General features: G+C 71.5%; 16 protein-coding genes. 8 read left to right on the top strand and 8 right to left on the bottom strand.

What is annotated here, in order from left to right; translation table 11 throughout:
• Nucleotides 1–123: 123 nt before the first annotated feature.
• The gene (locus ABZ911_RS15310; RefSeq protein WP_358055440.1) at nucleotides 124–738 is read left to right on the top strand and encodes a pentapeptide repeat-containing protein; all 615 of its coding nucleotides are present in this window, start codon (nucleotides 124–126) and stop codon (nucleotides 736–738) included.
• Nucleotides 739–740: 2 nt separating this feature from the next.
• On the opposite strand, the gene ABZ911_RS15305 is transcribed toward ABZ911_RS15310, so the two are convergent.
• The 3 genes from ABZ911_RS15305 to ABZ911_RS15295 form a co-directional block, all read right to left on the bottom strand.
• Nucleotides 741–2,636: an SUMF1/EgtB/PvdO family nonheme iron enzyme gene (locus ABZ911_RS15305; RefSeq protein ID WP_358055438.1), complete on the bottom strand. Its 1,896-nt coding sequence runs from the start codon at nucleotides 2,634–2,636 to the stop codon at nucleotides 741–743.
• Nucleotides 2,637–2,744: 108 nt separating this feature from the next.
• On the bottom strand, nucleotides 2,745–3,185 hold the full coding sequence (locus ABZ911_RS15300) for a MarR family transcriptional regulator (protein WP_358055436.1): 441 nt from the start codon (nucleotides 3,183–3,185) through the stop codon (nucleotides 2,745–2,747).
• Nucleotides 3,178–3,804, bottom strand: a complete 627-nt coding sequence (locus ABZ911_RS15295; RefSeq protein WP_358055434.1) for a type 1 glutamine amidotransferase family protein — start codon at nucleotides 3,802–3,804, stop codon at nucleotides 3,178–3,180. Before ABZ911_RS15295 ends, ABZ911_RS15300 begins: the two co-directional genes overlap by 8 nt.
• Nucleotides 3,805–3,887: 83 nt before the next feature.
• Here ABZ911_RS15295 and ABZ911_RS15290 point away from each other — a divergent pair, with 83 nt between their 5' ends.
• Nucleotides 3,888–5,264 (top strand): NERD domain-containing protein kinase family protein, encoded by a 1,377-nt coding sequence (locus ABZ911_RS15290; protein WP_358055432.1) that lies wholly within the window; start codon nucleotides 3,888–3,890, stop codon nucleotides 5,262–5,264.
• Here the strand turns inward: ABZ911_RS15290 and ABZ911_RS15285 are convergent.
• Nucleotides 5,261–8,017 carry a tetratricopeptide repeat protein gene (locus ABZ911_RS15285; protein WP_358055429.1) on the bottom strand — a complete coding sequence of 919 codons (2,757 nt, stop codon included), beginning with the start codon at nucleotides 8,015–8,017 and terminating at the stop codon, nucleotides 5,261–5,263. The two genes, ABZ911_RS15290 and ABZ911_RS15285, sit on opposite strands and share 4 nt — an antisense overlap.
• Nucleotides 8,018–8,196: 179 nt before the next feature.
• On the opposite strand from ABZ911_RS15285, the gene ABZ911_RS15280 reads away from it, so the two are divergent.
• Both ABZ911_RS15280 and ABZ911_RS15275 read left to right on the top strand, forming a co-directional pair.
• Nucleotides 8,197–9,132 carry a M23 family metallopeptidase gene (locus tag ABZ911_RS15280; protein WP_358055427.1) on the top strand — a complete coding sequence of 312 codons (936 nt, stop codon included), beginning with the start codon at nucleotides 8,197–8,199 and terminating at the stop codon, nucleotides 9,130–9,132.
• Nucleotides 9,133–9,189: 57 nt separating this feature from the next.
• Nucleotides 9,190–10,629 (top strand): N-acetylmuramoyl-L-alanine amidase, encoded by a 1,440-nt coding sequence (locus ABZ911_RS15275; RefSeq protein WP_358055425.1) that lies wholly within the window; start codon nucleotides 9,190–9,192, stop codon nucleotides 10,627–10,629.
• Nucleotides 10,630–10,632: 3 nt separating this feature from the next.
• On the opposite strand, the gene ABZ911_RS15270 is transcribed toward ABZ911_RS15275, so the two are convergent.
• Both ABZ911_RS15270 and ABZ911_RS15265 read right to left on the bottom strand, forming a co-directional pair.
• On the bottom strand, nucleotides 10,633–10,782 hold the full coding sequence (locus tag ABZ911_RS15270) for a hypothetical protein (RefSeq protein ID WP_358055422.1): 150 nt from the start codon (nucleotides 10,780–10,782) through the stop codon (nucleotides 10,633–10,635).
• Between the two features lie 119 nt (nucleotides 10,783–10,901).
• Nucleotides 10,902–11,126: a hypothetical protein gene (locus ABZ911_RS15265; RefSeq protein ID WP_358055420.1), complete on the bottom strand. Its 225-nt coding sequence runs from the start codon at nucleotides 11,124–11,126 to the stop codon at nucleotides 10,902–10,904.
• Between the two features lie 414 nt (nucleotides 11,127–11,540).
• On the opposite strand from ABZ911_RS15265, the gene ABZ911_RS15260 reads away from it, so the two are divergent.
• Both ABZ911_RS15260 and ABZ911_RS15255 read left to right on the top strand, forming a co-directional pair.
• Nucleotides 11,541–12,116, top strand: a complete 576-nt coding sequence (locus ABZ911_RS15260) for a flavoprotein (RefSeq protein ID WP_358055418.1) — start codon at nucleotides 11,541–11,543, stop codon at nucleotides 12,114–12,116.
• A 124-nt stretch (nucleotides 12,117–12,240) separates the two neighbouring features.
• Nucleotides 12,241–13,044, top strand: coding sequence for a hypothetical protein (locus ABZ911_RS15255; RefSeq protein WP_358055416.1), 804 nt, complete (start codon nucleotides 12,241–12,243; stop codon nucleotides 13,042–13,044).
• 48 nt (nucleotides 13,045–13,092) lie between these two features.
• On the opposite strand, the gene ABZ911_RS15250 is transcribed toward ABZ911_RS15255, so the two are convergent.
• The gene (locus ABZ911_RS15250) at nucleotides 13,093–13,869 is read right to left on the bottom strand and encodes an FKBP-type peptidyl-prolyl cis-trans isomerase (protein WP_358055414.1); all 777 of its coding nucleotides are present in this window, start codon (nucleotides 13,867–13,869) and stop codon (nucleotides 13,093–13,095) included.
• Between the two features lie 176 nt (nucleotides 13,870–14,045).
• Between ABZ911_RS15250 and ABZ911_RS15245 the strand changes: the two genes are divergently transcribed.
• Both ABZ911_RS15245 and ABZ911_RS15240 read left to right on the top strand, forming a co-directional pair.
• Complete coding sequence (locus tag ABZ911_RS15245; RefSeq protein WP_358055412.1) at nucleotides 14,046–15,092, top strand: DUF2293 domain-containing protein; 1,047 nt, start codon at nucleotides 14,046–14,048, stop codon at nucleotides 15,090–15,092.
• 35 nt (nucleotides 15,093–15,127) lie between these two features.
• Nucleotides 15,128–15,493 carry an MmcQ/YjbR family DNA-binding protein gene (locus tag ABZ911_RS15240; protein WP_358055409.1) on the top strand — a complete coding sequence of 122 codons (366 nt, stop codon included), beginning with the start codon at nucleotides 15,128–15,130 and terminating at the stop codon, nucleotides 15,491–15,493.
• Here the strand turns inward: ABZ911_RS15240 and ABZ911_RS15235 are convergent.
• Nucleotides 15,479–16,075: a LysE family translocator gene (locus tag ABZ911_RS15235; protein ID WP_358055407.1), complete on the bottom strand. Its 597-nt coding sequence runs from the start codon at nucleotides 16,073–16,075 to the stop codon at nucleotides 15,479–15,481. The genes ABZ911_RS15240 and ABZ911_RS15235 overlap by 15 nt on opposite strands.
• Nucleotides 16,076–16,216 lie beyond the last annotated feature (141 nt).

Here is a 16,216-nt window from a genome sequence, read left to right as displayed (position 1 = left end):
CTCCTACCACCCGGAATGGGCATGTAAATATTTCCGACTTAAGGCCGGAATGCCCCATCAGAAAAAATTGTCGGCCCCCGTGGCTATCATCTGCGCACGAACCGGACCGAAGGTGAGGCGCACATGGCCGAACGTCTGCACGGGCTCCCCACGCCCGAAACCACCAGCACCATCGAGTTCGCCGACTGGGACGGCGAGGACCTGTCCGGGCAGGCGCACGAGCGGGTGACCTTCCGCGAGGTCGACATGACCGAGGCCACCGGTCAGGGGGCGGTCTTCACCGAGTGCGTCTTCCGCGGGGTGCGCTTCAACGCCTCCACTCACGAGGACTCCGCGTTCCTGAACTGCACGTTCGTCCGGTGCTCGTTCTTCGACGCCACCTTCACCGGGTGCAAGCTGGTCGGCAGCATGTTCGACGGCTGCACCTTCGACCTGCTGAAGGTCGTGGGCGGCGACTGGTCCTTCGCGGGCCTGCCGGGCGCGGCGCTCGGCGGCGCCTCCTTCACAGACGTCCGGCTGCGCGAGGCCGACCTCACCGGCGCCCGCTGCCAGGGCGCGGTGCTGAAGGGCTGCGACCTGTCCGGGGCGATGTTGCACAACGCCGACCTCAGCCGCGCCGACCTGCGCGGCAGCGACCTGAACTCGCTGGACCCGCTCACCGTCCAGCTCAAGGACGCGCTGATCGACATCAGCCAGGCGGTGGTGATCGCCACCACGCTCGGCCTCGACGTGCGCTGACGCTAGACCAGGTCGGCGGCCAGCCGGAAGCCGATGAACGGGGAACGGGTCAGGCCCGCGCCGAGGATCAGCAGCTTCGCGGAGAACTCGGGCGGCCGGGGACCGCCGTCGAAGTACCAGTCACTGCCCTCCGGGACGAACGCGCTGCCGCCCTTCAGCACGCAGAAGCGGGTACGCCCGTCGTTGTGCTCGCTCTCGGTCAGGTTCCACACCAGCGGCTCGCGTCTGGCCAGCAGACCGGCCATGGCGGCGACCTGCCACTCGTCCTCGGTGGGCAGCCTCGCCCCCGCCCAGGCGGCGTAGGCCCGCGCGTCGGCCAGGTCCACGCCGGTGACGGGCTCGTCCCCCGCCGAGAGGCCGACCGGCCGGCCGGTGGCGCGGAGGAACGCGGCGTACTCGGCGGCGCTCACCTCGTGCATGGCGATCGCGAACGGGCCCAGCTCCACCCGCCGGTGCAGCAGGCCGGGCCCGTGCAGGCGCGGCGGCAGCGGCTTCCACTCGTCGACGTACGGCGTCTCGCCGTAGAGCCCGCACTCGCGCACCCGGAAGCGGACCTCCAGCTCGTGCCTCCCCCCGCCGACCGCCACCATCCCGGCGGGCACCCCCTGGACGGGAGCGTACGGCTTGGCGACGCGGACCGCCGACCGCGCGGGGAAGCCGTCGTCGTCCGAGGCGTCAGAGATCCGCGGCGGCGTCTCCCGGCCGGCGGGGACGGGCAGCACCGCCGCGATCCCGCCCGCCGCCAGCGGGCCGCCGATCGCGATCCGGCCGCCGTCGACGGGGGTGACGGTGAGGTCGGTGCCGGTGGCCGGGTCGGTCCAGCGGTGGCCGGGCAGGTCGTCGGTGACGATCCACGGGCCGTCGTAGGCGCCGCCGCGGTTGGCGATCGTCCACAGCGGGACGCCGTCGTGCACCCAGCGGGAGCCGTACACCTGGGTGCCGGGGACGTGGTCGGCGAGTGGGGTCCAGTCCTCCGAGCGCAGCCAGGCGGCGTGGCCGCGCTGGACCCGGCGCATCGCGCGCAGCAGCGCGCGGTCGCGGGCGTTCCAGCCGACCCAGACGCCGAAGACGTTCTCCCAGATCAGCACGCCCGCGCCGTTCAGCCAGGCGGACTGGAGCTCGCCGAGGTGGTCGCGGTGCCAGCGCCTGGTGTGGTGCTGCATGTGGCCGCGCTCGAACCATCTGGCGCGCATGACGCCGGGCACCGGCGAGTCGGCGAACCACTGCGCCCACGACATCTCGTGGTCGTGCACGCGGGCCAGCGGCACCCGGGACTCGCCCTCCATGGCCAGGCCGGGCCTGATCGCGTCGAGCGCGCGGCGCAGCTCGGCCGAGCCCTCCTTGGAGCTGTCGAGGAAGACGCCGTCGGCGTCGGTCCAGGCCACCAGCCCGGCGATCTCGGCGGCGCTCTCGCCCGCCCACGGGTAGTAGCTGAGCAGCACCCGCACCCCCCTGCGCCGGAAGGCCTTGACCACCTCGGGCAGGTCGGGGATGTCGCGGTAGAAGTCGAGCTGGTCGCGGCCGTCGACGCCGATCACCGGGTAGGCGTGCCAGAGCATCACGCCGTCGTACCCGCCGAAGTCGCGGTCGGCGGCGTCGAGGAAGGCGTCGACGGTGAACGTGCCGGTGGCGTGGTCGTAGAGGGTCTCGTCCCACAGCCAGGCCACGCACACGCTGTGGCAGTCGGAGTCGAAGGTGGCGTAGCGCGCGCCGGAGTAGCCGAGCCCGGCCCGCGCACCGTCGCGCCACTCGGTGAGCCGCTCGCGCCAGGCCGGCCACTGGGCGGGGTCGTCGGGGGCGGCGAAGATCTTCGCCTCGTCCAGCACCGACAGGTCGCTTCCCGGGGCGAGCGGCACGGTGGTCGGCAGGTCGATCGGCCTCGGCACGTAGGGGTTCATGCGACCGCTCCAGACTGTAAACGTTTACTGTCTCGATCCTGCTTCTCGCCCGTGGATCGCGTCAAGCCGGAGACCGGGGAAATCTCGGCCGTGCCGGGAAGGCGTCCGTCACACCGACCATTTCTCCAAAGCCTTGGACAGCTTGGCCATCGCCTCCTGCGCCGCCCGGAACTCCTCCACTCCCAGCTCCGCCGTGAGCCTCGCGGCGAACTCCGCGTGCCCGGGGGTGATCCTGTCGACGGCCGCCCTGCCCTCCTCGGTCGGCCGCAGCAGCTTGGCCCTGCGGTGCGCCGGGTTGGGGCGGTATTCGGCCAGCCCCTTCTCCACCAGCAGGTCGGCGATCCGCTGGACGCCCTGCCGGGTCATGCCCATGGTGCGCGCGATGCCCGCCACCGGCAGCGGCTCGCGCAGGACCGCGCCGAGCACCTGCCACCACGCGGCGGTGAGACCGGCCTCCCCGGCCAGTTCCTCGGCCACGTCGAGGAACTGGCCGTTGAGCCGGAACGCGGTGAGCGCCGTCGCCGACAACAGCTCGCTCTCCTCACTCATGGCCGGAGGCCGCCATCAGCACCTCGAACGCACTGGCGTCGCTCTTGGCGAACAGCCTGTACCACGCGTCGAGGACCTCGGGGGTGTAGAGGCCGAGCCTGCCGAAGATCTCCCTGGCGAACTCCACCTGGCCGGTCGGGCCGGCCGTGATCAGGTCGCCGCAGGTCACCGCGAGCTCCTCGACGTAGCACTTGGCGCCGCCGTAGCCCTCCTGCATCTCCAGGTACTGCGGGGCCGCGCTGGTGTGGTCGCGGTCGTCGAGCAGGCCCGCACGGGCCAGACCGGCGGTGGCGCCGCAGATGGCCGCCACCGGGACGCCCGCGTCGAGGAACTCGGCCGCCTTGGCGGCGAACTCGGTGTTGCCGCCCATGTCCCACAGGTCGGCGCCGGGCAGGATCAGCATCGCGCTGTCGCCGGGGGCGAGCTGGTCGAGGGTGAGGTCGGGCAGGACGCGCATGCCGCCCATCGTGGTGATCGGCTCCAGGCTCGCGCCCACCGTGACGACGGTGTGCGAGCCGGGCTCGCGCTGGAAGTTGCCGTTGCGGATGTGCGCGACCGCGTGCCCGGCCTCCCAGTCGGCGAGCGTGTCGTAGACGGCGAGGTGAACGGTCTTCGTCATGGTGCGCCCTTCGTCGTGATTATGACAACATCTTGCCATATCGACAACATGCTGTCAATTGAAACCATGCAAGGATGTGACCTATGGCAGAGATCGTCGGCGGGGGGCATCCGGTCAACGACGCCGAACGACGGGTGATCGCGTACCTGCGAGACCACGGTCCGGCCGACTGGCTGCTGCTGCACAACATCGAGCTCCCGCGCGGCGACGACCTGTTCGAGGTGGACCTGGTCGTCCTCACCGGCCACTCCCTGGTCGTCATCGACGTCAAGGGCACCAGAGGCCGGATCGAGGTGGCCGGCACCCGGTGGTTCCCGCCCCGCCGCGAGGCGTTCGGCTCGCCCGTGGCCAAGCTCAGAGGCACCGCGCGGGCACTCAAGGGGCTGCTCGTCGACCGGCACCGCGAACTCGAACGGGTCTACGTGGACAGCCTCGTGGTGCTGACCTCCCCCGACGCGGTCCTCGTCGACCAGGGCGGGCGGGACGCGGGCAACGTCACCGACCTGCCGGGACTGCTGGCCACGCTGAGCGACGTCGGCAGGATCAGGCGGGGGTGCAGCCCCGACGCCAGGCCGTACCGGGCGGCGATCCTCGGCGCGCTCAACGCGACGGTACGGCGCAGCACCGCGCCGCCCAGGTTCGGCAACTGGGAGGTGGAGGAGCAGCTCGGCGGCGACACCCGGGTCACCGAGTACCGGGCGGTCAACACCACACTGCCCGACAGCGAGACCGTGCTGTTGCGCGTCTACCAGGCCGACCCGATGGCCGGGCAGGAGCAGCGGGCGGCCGAGCGGCAGCGCATCGCCAACGCCTACAAGTCGCTGACCAGGATCCCCGCCCATCCGAGCGTGGTCAGGTCGCGCGACTTCTTCGCCATCGACGACGAGAGCAGGTTCGTGCTCGTCCTCGACGACGTGCACGGCCGCGCCCTGCACCTGCACCTGACCGACCTGCGCGCCGACGCCAAGCTGCACGTGCTCAGGGGCATGCTGCGCGGCCTGGCGCACGTGCACGGCAACGGCGTCGTGCACCGGGCGCTGTCGCCCGCCTGCGTGCTGGTCACCGAGGACGGGCAGGCCATGCTGACCGGCTTCGACTACGCCAAGCCGGGCCCGCGCAACTACACGGTGGCGCACGAGCTGTCCAATGTGCTCGACGCGCACTACGTGGCGCCCGAGTGCCAGGACCGGCCCGACCTGATGACCCCCGCCTCCGACGTGTACGCGGCCGGGGTGATCGCCTACCAGTTGCTGACCGGCGAGCTGCCCAGCCACCAGGACGCCGAGCCCGCGCGCAGCGACGCCGCCCCCGAGGTGATGGACCTGGTCAGGCAGATGCGCGAGCACGCGCCCGGCAAGCGGCCGAGCGCGGCCGAGGCGCTGACCGTGCTCGACGGCGGACCGGCCGCCGTCGAGAACCCCGGGCGGATGAAGCGCTTCTTCCGCCGCCTGGTCCGCTAGAGGCTGCGCAGCAGCGCGCTGGCGCGGTCGAGGTAGTCCCTGGCCAGGTGCGGGCGTCCCGCCTCGCGGTGCAGCTCGCCGAGCATCCGGGTGGCCGACGCCTCGCCGCTGCGGTCGCCGAGCTGCCGGAAGACGGCCAGCGAGCGCTCCAGCCCGGCCGTGGCGGGCGCCCAGTCGCCCCGGGCGGCCTGCAGGCCCGCCAGGTTCTGCCGCGCGTACGCGCCGCAGTGCCGGTCGCCCAGACTCTGGAAGATCTCCAGCGCGTACCCCTGGAAGCGCATCGCCCGGCCGGAGTCGGAGCCCAGGTCGTGCAGGCGGCCGACCTGGACCGACACGCAGCCCTCGCGGTGCGCGTCGCCCAGCTCGCGGGCCAGCCGCAGCGCCTGGTCCAGCCAGCGGGAGGCCTCGGCCAGCTCGCCCGACTTCAGCAGCACCCGGCCGATGGCCTGCCGGGTGTACGCCTCGCCGCTCTGGTCGCCCATCGACAGGAACATCGCCAATGCCTGCCGGAAGTGCGCCAGCGCGCTCGGGTGCAGCCCGCGGAACTGGCTGACCGCGCCCAGCCCGCAGATCGAGGTGGCCTCGCCCCGGGTGTCGCCGAGCTCGCGGAAGATGCGGCGTGAGCGGGTGAACATCTGCTCCGACTCGGCGTAGCGGTCCTGGTACAGGCAGACCTGGGCGAGGCCGCGCAGCATCGCGGCCTCGCCGTACCGGTCGCCCGCGGCGCTCGCGGCGGCCAAGGCGGTGCGGTGGGTCTGCTGCCAGGCCTCGAAGTGGCAGTGCAGGTCGAAGTAGGGGACCATGGCGGCGGCGAGGCCCCAGGCCGACTCGGTCAGGCCCGCGCCGGCGGCCAGCCGTACCGCGCCGAGCAGGGTGTCGTGTTCGGCCTCGAACCAGGTGAGCGGGTCGGCGGTGAGCCGCTCCAGGGTCTCTCTCGACGGCCACCAGCGGGCGGCGCGGGCCGAGCCGAGGGTGAAGACGACGGTGGGCAGCCTGGCCGTGGCGTGCTCGGTGGTGGCGGTCCACGCGGCCAGCACCCTGCCCAGCGCCTGGGTGTCGGGCGGCTGCTCCAGGGCGTGCCAGCGGACCAGGTCGGGCAGGCGGTAGCGGGGCTGGCCGAGTGTGTCGGTGCCCACCGGCTGCAGCAGGTTGGCGTCCACCAGGTCGTCGGTGACCTCGTCGCTGCGGTGCCGGTCGAGGACGGCGTCCACCATCCAGCCGGGGAGGTCGCCGGAGCCGAGCAGGCCGAGGGTGGCCAGTGCGCGGGTGGCGTCGGCGGAGAGCAGGCGGTAGCTGCCCTCCAGGCTCGCGCGCACCTCCAGGTCGCCCGCGCGCAGCTCGCCCAGCCGACGCGAGTCGTCGGCGAGCCGGTGCCGCAGCACGCTCAGCCGCCACCCCGGCCGCGCGGCCAGCCGGGCTCCGGCGATCCGTACGGCGAGCGGCAGATGCCCGCAGGCGCTCAGGATCGCGGCCGCCTCCTCCGGTTCCTCGGCCGTCCTGTGCGCGCCGACGATGCCGTCCAGCAGCTCGGCCGCCTCGGCGGGGTCGAGCGCGTCCACATTCAGCCGCCGCGCGCCCGGCAGCCCGGTGATCCGCCGCCTGCTCGTCACGATCACCGTGCCCGCCCCGCCCGGCAGCAGCGGCCGTACCTGGGCGGCGTCCACCGCGTCGTCGAGCAGCACCAGCATCGGCCGCTCGGCCAGCAACGACCGGTAGAGCGCGACCCGCTCGGGCAACGAACCGGCCGGGACCGCCCCCAGCGCCCGCAGCGCCTCGCCGAGCAGCTCCGCCGGATCCGCCGGAGCCTGGCTCGTGCCCTCCAGGCACAGGTAGAGCTGCCCGTGCGGGTACGCGTGACCGAGGGCGTGCGCGGCGTGTACGGCCAGCGCCGACTTGCCCGAGCCCGGCGGCCCGGTGATGACCACGAGCGGCGGCAGGCTGGAGAGCACGGCCAGTTCCCTCCGCCTCCCCACGAAATCCGGAATGTCGGGCGGAAGCTGTCGAGGGACCGGCATGTCAGACGACGAGTGGTGCGGCGCGGGCTCGCCCGTGAGGACCTGGGCGTGCGCCCGGCGTAACTCCGGGCCCGGTTCCACCCCCAGTTCGGCGACCAGGTGCTCGCGGACCTCGACGTAGGCGCGCAACGCCTCCGCCTGGCGCCCGCCCGCGTGCAGGGCCAGCAGGAGCTGCCGCCACAGGTCCTCCCGGAAGGGGTGGTCGGCCAGCAGGGCCCGCAGTTCGGTGACCGCCTCGGCGTACCGGCCCTGGGCGAGACGCAGGGCGGCCAGTTCCTGCGCGGCGGTCAGCCGTACCTCGGCCAGGGGGTGCAGGCGGCGCTCCCAGTGCGGGCTGCCCTGCAGGCCCGCCAGCGGGGCGCCGCGCCACAGCGCGAGCGCCTCGCGCAGCAGCTCGGGCTGCCGCCGGGCCCGGCCGACCAGCGCCTCGAACTCCAGCAGGTCGAGGCCGCCCGCGGGCACGTCGATCGCGTACCCGGACCCCTCCGAGCGGATGAGCGGGCCGAGCAGGGCCCGCAGCGCGCTGACGTAGGTGCGCACGTTCGCCTGCGCCGAGCGCGGCGCGCGGCGCGGCCAGAGCACCTCCACCAGCAGGTCGCAGGGCACCGCGTGCGGGGCGTCGAGGAGCAGGGTGGCCAGCAGCAGGCGCGGTTTCCCGCCGGGGATCCGCACCGGCCGGCCGGCGGCCAGGACCTCCAGCGGCCCGAGCACCCGGAACACGAGTTCGTCAACAGCCATGACCGCACCTGCTCCCCTTGAGGGCATCGCAACCGGCTGACAGCTCTTTGTATCGGTTCTGGACGATTTTTGTACGGCCAATCCGCACGCTGATTCCAGCCGAGACTCTCCGATGAGTGCGCAGCACCGTCACCCCCCGTCGGAGCTGCGGGAAAGTGCAGAAATTGAACCTCAGAGGAATGGTTGTCGCAGGTTGCGCCCTGCTGATCAGCCTCACCGCCACCGTCGCCACCGCCTCCAGCGCCGCCGCCGACCCCGAGCCGACTCCCACCGAGATCGGCGAGGTGGAGATCGCCGCCGACCCGGGACTCCTCGCTACCAATTTCCAGCTCCCGTTCCCCTGTGGCCAGAGCTGGACGGGTAATTCCAGCGCCAGCAGCGCCCACCAGTCGTACGAGATCGACTTCAACCGGGGCGGCACCGCCGACGCCGACCTGGGCGACCCCGTGGTGGCCGCCGCCTCCGGCACCGTGGTCATCTCCGCCCACCAGGGCTCGGCCAACGGCTACGGCAACCTCGTCAAGATCGACCACGGTGGCGGCTGGACCACCTACTACGCGCACCTGAACGTCCGCTCGGTGAGCGCCGGCCAGGCCGTCTCCCAGGGCCAGCGCATCGGCACCGTCGGCAACACCAGCAAGCCCGGCAACAACATCAGCCCACATCTCCACTACGAGGTACGGCTGGGCAGCAGCTACCCGTCGAACATCCAGAAGGCCGTCTTCAACGGCACCACGTTCGGCTACCCCAACCAGACGCTGACCTCGCGCAACTGCGGCGGTTCCAGCAACCCGTACACCCCGCAGCAGGCCTGCGGCGCGGGCTATGACGTGATCGACTCCGCGGGTCTGGGCTCGTCCGGAACGGTGTACCTGCTCTACAACAACGGCAACGGCAACAACTGCGTCGTGACGATGAAGGCGACGAACCTCGGCACCCCCACCGCGGTCAGCGCCTACCTGGAAGTCCAAGGCAGTGATCGCCGCTTCGATTCGGGCAACTTCTCCTACTACGCGGGACCCGTGATCGCCGCCGCCCCCGGCAAATGCGTCAAGTGGGGCGGGAAGGCCGGATCCTCCACCTACGACAGCCCCTTCGAGCACTGCGGTAGCTGACCCGCCCGGTGGCGGATCCCTCGCCGAGGGGTCCGCCACCTTCCGCAAGGAGCCCCCATGAACATCCGCATGGCCACTCTGCTGGCCGCCGCCCTCGCCCTGCCCACCCCGCTGACCGCCGCCCTCCCCACCACGGACACCACGCTCGTGACCCCGCTGACCCTCCCCGTCGCGGACACCGCGTTCGTGACCCCGCTGGCCGAGGCCTTCGACGCCGCGGCGACCGCCTACGACGTCCCCCGCGACCTGCTGGTCGCCGTGGCCTACGCCGAGACCCGGCTGGACGGGCACCGCGGCGAGCCGAGCGCGAGCGGCGGCTACGGCATGATGCACCTGGCCGGTCCCGCCCTGGACCAGGCCGCCGCGCTGACCTCCCGGCCCGTCGAGGAGGTGCGGAAGGACGACGCCGCCAACGTGGCCGGCGGCGCGGCCGTGCTGCGCGCGCACGCCGACGCCCTCGGCCTCGACCCGGCCGCGCGCAAGGACCCGGCCCGCTGGTACGGCGCGGTCGCGAGGTACGGCAACGCCTCCTCCGACGCCGTGGCCAGGTTGTACGCCGACGCCGTGTACGAGGCGCTGAGCGCGGGCATCTCCGCCGTCACGCCCGGCGGGGAGCGGGTGCGGGTGGCGGCGCGTGCCGTACGGCCGGAGCGGGGGAAGTACGACGGGCAGCGGTTCGCGGCGGCGGCCGTGGACTACCCCGGGGCGCGCTGGGTCGCGGCCAACCCCGCCAACTACGCAGTGTCGAACCGGCCCTCGAGCGACGCGATCACGAAGATCGTCATCCATGTCGCACAGGGCTCGTACGCCGGGACGATCTCCTGGTTCCAGGATCCGGCCGCCAAGAGCTCCGCCCACTACGTGGTGCGCTCGTCCGACGGGGACGTCACCCAGATGGTGCGCGAGAAGGACCGGGCGTGGCACGCGGGCAACAGCACCTACAACCGGGCCTCCGTCGGGATCGAGCACGAGGGGTTCGTCGACAACGCGACCTGGTTCACCGAGACGATGTACCGCTCGTCGGCGGCGCTGACCAGGAACATCGCCGACCGGTACGGCATCCCGAAGGACCGCGCGCACATCATCGGGCACGTGGAGGTGCCCGGCGCCGACCACACCGACCCCGGGCGGTTCTGGGACTGGGCCAAGTACATGTCGTACATCAACGGCGCCAACCCGCACACCCCCGAATCCGTGTGCGGCGCCGGCCACAAGGTGATCGACTCGGCCCCGCTCGGCTCCGCGGGCAACGTCTACCTGCTCTACAACGCCACCACCGGCGAGAACTGCGTGGCCACCGTCAAAACCTCCTCACTCGGCACGGCCACGGCCACATCGGCGTACCTGGAGGTCGAGGGCCGGGACCGGGAGACCGACGCGGGCAGCTATGCCTACTACGCCGGTCCCGTGAAGGCCGTCGCGCCCGGCGCGTGCGTGCGCTGGGGTGGCAAGGCCGACGCCTCCTCGTACGACAGCCCCCTCGAACACTGCGGCTAGGGTTCAGTGCCGCTTGGAGCGGAACTTGTCCAGGAACCTGCGCGCCTTCTGCTGGTTGCGGGGATCACGTGCCATCCGCTTGGCCTGCTCCATCGTCTGTCGGCCCTTGGGGCTGTGCAGGTAGGCCTTGATCCGATCCACGAGCGATGCCATACCGTCCTCCCTCCGTCCACCCCCGCCTACCCAGGTCCGGCCACAGCACACCAGGAAGCTCCCCCAGGGTCTGCTGCCCCGCGTCACCGTTGGTCACTCCTTCACGGGTACTCGCTCAGCTACCGGTCGATGGTCGCCGACCACCGGCCACGCCGCAGGCTGATCGTGCCGTCCGGGTGGATCCGTGCCAGGGCGCCGTGCAGGGGCAATTGCCCCTCTCGTAGCCAGATGTCGCGCACTTGGTCCAGAAGGTCCCACAGGCGACGCGGGCCTGCCTGGGTGACCACCGGAGGTGCGTGCCCGGCCTGCTCGGCGCGAGCCCAGGACCCGTCTTCGTGGAGCATGAGCCCGACACGTGTGTCCCCGTTCCACTCGTAGTGGTGCACGATGCCAGCGCGGGCCCGATCCACTCGGTCGCCAGCACGTCCAGAGGACGGGCCGGGATGTCGAGGGATTCTCCAGTGAGGTGTCCAGCAGCGCTTCACGAAGCCGGACAGGAGGCGCGCCCTGGTTTGCCGGGAAGGGTACGGCGGGGGCGGGACCTCCCAGCAGGTCGGTCGCGGCGACGTCAAGCGCTTTGGCTAGCGCGGCAATGTCCGACCGTTTCTCTAGACGCGCCTTGCCGTTCTCGATCAGCGAAAGCCACGCCGGCGACAGATTTCGCCATAAGGCCCTATCCTCTGGGGGTTCGCTATCCACCCTCCAAGCTACGCCGAGCATAGTTCGGCCCACGGAGGAACACCGGAGGGCATGCAGGCGTGACCGACTCCCCAAAACGCGTGCTGTACGTCATCGGCTGCGGCGCGCGTCCCACGGCGGACATCCCGGACTTCGTGACCTGGGCGCAGCGGCTGGGGTGGGACGTCTGCGTGATCCTCACTCCCAAGGGCCGCCAATTCACCGAAACCGACCGTCTGGCGAAGGTGACCGGGCACCCGGTGCGGAGCGAGTACAAACACCCTGACGAGCCGGACGTCCTGCCGTGGCCTCCGGATGCCTTCGTCGTGGCTCCCGCGACGTTCAACACGATCAACAAGTGGGCGGCCGGGATCAGCGACACGCTGGTGCTCGGCCTGCTGAACGAAGGGCTCGGTTTGGATGTGCCGATGATCGCGGTACCCAATCCGAACATGGCCCTGGCCCGGCACCCAGCCTTCCTCCAGAGCGTGGAGTCGCTGCGCTCATGGGGAGTCCGGGTGATGTTCGACCCTGCCCGTTTCCCGCTGCCGAAGTCCGTACCAGGGGAGACGTCCCGGAGTCTGTTTCCGTGGGAGGCGCTTCGAGAGGAGTTCGTCGACGCCTCCCGAGGGCTGTCCGGTCGCGCAACCGGATAGTGAGATTTACGCCTTCGGTGTCGACTGATCCAACGGCTCGCCGTCTCCATGAGTGCTGGTGCTCAGGGGGTTTTGAGCATGCGGGCTCTCGTGTGGTGAGGGTTCTGGGGGCGACGCTCATGTCATGAAATGGTGGATTCTTCCCGCTTCGCTGGTGGCGGTGCTGATCTCGATCTGGCTGTTGCTGTACGCCGAGGTTCCCCTCTCCACCCTGCTCTCGCTCGGGCTCGGCGCTGCCAGCCTCGCCTGGCTGGTGCTGCTGCTCATCGTTCCCTGGAACCTGTACTTCGGTGCTCGGGCACTCCTGCAGGAGATCAAGGAGTCGCGCGAGCACGGGATCACGATCTCTGAGGAGCGCGACGAGGAGGCGCGGCGGATCGCCCGCCGTACCCTGGTGGCCGCGGTCGGCGGGCATGTCGTGTCCGCCGCCGTGATCGTGGGGATCACGGTCTTCTCCGGGGCGGTGGTCGGGTACTACTTCGCGGGGTTCTATCTGCTGAGCACCGCCTTCCGGCCGATGGCGGCGTACTTCAGGCACCTGCGCAGGCGGGTCGGGGTGCTGATGCACGAGGCCCGCTATCCGCGCGAGGATGTGAACATCCTGACCGGCCGGGTCGACGCGCTCGTCGAGCGGAATAAGGAGCTGGTCGAGTACCTCCAGCGGGTGGAGGGCGACCTGGTGGAGCGGATCGAACAGAGCGAGCGGGGCATGGTGGCGCGGATCGGGCAGAGTGAGGGCGACCTGCGGGTGGCGCTGTCGGCGGTGGAGGAGCGGGCGCGGGGCTCGGCGAAGCGGGTGGGCCTGATGGAGCAGCGGCTCGACGGGATCGCCCTGCGCTTCGAGGACACCGTCGACCGGATCACCGACAACCACGAGGTGATCACCGGCCTGAAGGCATTCCTCCGGCTGCTGAAATCACAGGACTGACCCAGCCGTCGACCACCTGCCGCTGAACGCGCACGGCCGTGCCGCGAGTCAGACCATGTCGATGATGTCGATCACGTAGATGCTGCCGCCGGGCGCGGTGACGGCGACGCGGCTGCCCACCCGCTGCCCGGTCAGGCCCTCGACCCAGCCGGCCGGGACCGCGCCGGGCTTCAGGACGAAGGCACCGGGCCCGCCTCGGGCCGCGGAGGAGTCGACGACCGGCCCGCCGCGCCCGCGTGCGTGCACGTACTGCGCCACGACCCGCGCGCCCGGACGCACCTGCGCGCCCGAGCCGCCGATCAGGACATGCGCCGGCTGGCGCAGCGGGGACGGCAGGTCGGGCAGCGTGCCGCCGAGCCGCCGGGCGTCGGGCGGGTAGCCGCCGAGGACGTCGAAGACGAGGACGAGCGTGTCCGCCGCCGGGATTCCGGCGGGCACCCCCGGCCCGGCCACCTTGGCGGCGGGGCCGACCAGCATCACCCGGCTCCCGGCCCGCCGCCCGACCAGGGCCCGCCGCCAGGTTCCGGCCACATGCCGGTCGAACACCACGGTCACCGGCCGATCGACGTCATAGGTGCTGCTGTACGCCCGGTTCCCGGCCCAGGTACGGATCTCGACGTCCGCCAGCACCACGTCGCCCGGCCTGGTCCTGGGCCCCATTCCCATGGTCAGGATCTCCAGCCTCGGCGTCGCCGCGGGCCTGCCCACGGGCAGTTCGATCACCGGCTTGCTGCCGAACGCGCCGGTCACGACCGGCATGGCGTCAGCGGGGGTCAGCGCACACGAAGCGGTCATCATGAGTACGGCCAGCCCCACCAAACGCACGGGTCCTCCCCAGAACTTCCTTTCCGGATGGTTGCCCGCATCGCCCCCTAGAGACTCTCAAGCCACGACAAACGCCCCTTCACCCAGGCTTGAGAGATGGGGCATTCCGGCGAGATCAGCCGCGAACGGTGACCGCCACCCGCCCTTCGACGGGCGCCTGAGGCAAGCTTGGCTGCGTGAGCAAGCCTAAGCTGGAGCGCAGGGTCGCGGACGCCGCCGAGATCGCGCTCACCACCCGGAAGTACGTGACGTTCGTCGATGTGGCCACGGGGCTGCGCTGGCTGCGTACCCGCCATGTCGACGAGTGGCGGCAGGGCAGAGCGGCCACCCTGGGCGAGCTGGCCGCGGTCGAGGACGCCCGGCTGACCGAGGCGGCGGCGCTGCTGCGCGACTGGGCGCGGTCCAAGGGTCTCCGGCCGGTCGAGATGCCGTACCTGTCGAGCGGCCGCGACCACGGCGAGCTGCGCTTCACCGCGTCGGCGAGCTCCGAGCGGCTCTTCCGCACCCACTGGGTCTCCCCCGACCTCAGCGAGGCCCGGGTGCGGCAGCTCACCGAGCGCCAGAGCAAGGCGCCCGACCTGGTGGTGATCGCACCGCTCGACCCGTGGCGTTGCGCGACCTGCGGCGACACCGGCCCGTACCTGATCATGGAGGGTGCCGACTCGCACTGCCTGACCTGCGCGGACCTCGACCACCTGGTCCTCCTGCCCGCCGGGAACGCGGCGCTGAGCCGCCGGGCGAAGAAGGAGAGCGGCCTGTCCGCCGTGGTCGTCCAGTACAACCGGCGGCGCAAGGTCTACCAGCGCCAGGGCGTACTGATCGAGGAGGCCGCGCTGGCGCGGGCCGAGGAGCAGTGCCTGGCCGACGAGGAGGTACGGCTGCGCCGCCGCGACCGCGACCGGGAGCGCCGCGCGGACCAGGACGTCGAGTTCCAGGCCAGGATGGCGGCCGAGATCGCCAGACTCTTCCCCGGCTGCCCCGCCGACCGCGCGGAGTCGATCGCGGCCCACGCCGCCCTGCGCGGCAGCGGCAGAGTCGGCCGTACGGCCGCCGCCAAGGCCCTCGACGAGAACGCGATCACCCTGGCGGTCGTCGCCTCGATCCGCCACCTCGACACCGACTACGACACCCTGCTCATGTCCGGCGTCCCCCGCATGCAGGCCCGCGACCGCATCCGCCCAACCATCGACACAAAACTCACCGAGTTCCGTAAACCCCTCTAGCGCACCCGACCTGCCTTTTCGATAGCGTCCATCGCATGACCGACTGGCATGACGTACGGGAGGAACTGCGCGCGTTCGCGCTGAGCCTGCCCGAGACCCATGAGGACTTCCCGTGGGGTGAGACCGTCATCAAGGTCAACAAGAAGGTGTTCCTCTTTCTCGGGCTCGACGAGCCGACCGAGAAGTGGAGCCCCACGTTCGGCGTGAAGCTGCCCGCCTCGCACGGCCACGCCCTCACCGTGGAGGGCGCCGCGCCGAGTGGGTACGGCCTGGGCAAGGCGGGCTGGGTGACGGTGCCGTTCATGGGGGAGTTGCCGGAGACCGAGGTGCTGATCGACTGGGTGGAGGAGAGCTACCGGACGATCGCCCCGAAGCGGGCGATCAAGCTATTGGACAGCTAGCCGCAGCGCGAAGCCGACCAGTAGGACGCCGGTGACCCGTTCGATCCGGCGGCGCACCTTGGCCGTGCGCAGCAGCGTGCTCACCTTGTCGACGAGCACGTTGTAGAGGGTGAACCAGAGCACGTACAGCCCGGCGACGATCCCGGACAGCAGCAGCGCGCTGCCCAGCGTCTCCCCGTGAGTCGGCAGGAACTGCGGCAGGAACGTCACGAACAGCAGCAGCACCTTGGGGTTGAGCAGGTTCGACAGCAGGCCCCGGCGTACGTGCCCGGTGGGCGAGGTCGAGGCCGCGAGCGGTTCGACCGGCCGGCGGCTGGCCAGCAGGGTCTGCACGCCGAGCCAGAGCAGGTACCCGATGCCGAGCACCCTGACCACGGTGAACGCGGTGGGCGAGGCGGCCAGCAGGGCGGAGATCCCGACGGCGGCGGCAGCGGCGTGCACGGTGAGCCCGAGGACGCCGCCGAGCATGGTCTGCATCCCGGCGACGCGACCGTGGGCGAGGGAACTTCGCATGATCAGGGCCGCGTCCGGGCCGGGGATCATGATCATGACGAGTGCGGTGACCGCGAAGGTCAACAGCATGGCGGGGGTCTCCCGGGAGGCTGGGACCACGCTTCCGCCGACCCGCTCGTGCGCAGGCCGCACGGAGACGCGGGCGAACAATGGAGTGCCTTGTGGGCAGCTCCATGCTAGCCAGCCAGCGGGAATGCCTCTCCCCGCCCC

It is taken from the genome of Nonomuraea sp. NPDC046570 (genome assembly GCF_040645915.1).
Lineage (GTDB): Bacteria > Actinomycetota > Actinomycetes > Streptosporangiales > Streptosporangiaceae > Nonomuraea.
Note: the sequence above shows the minus strand (reverse complement) of the source record. Positions and strands in the feature narration are given on the sequence as shown.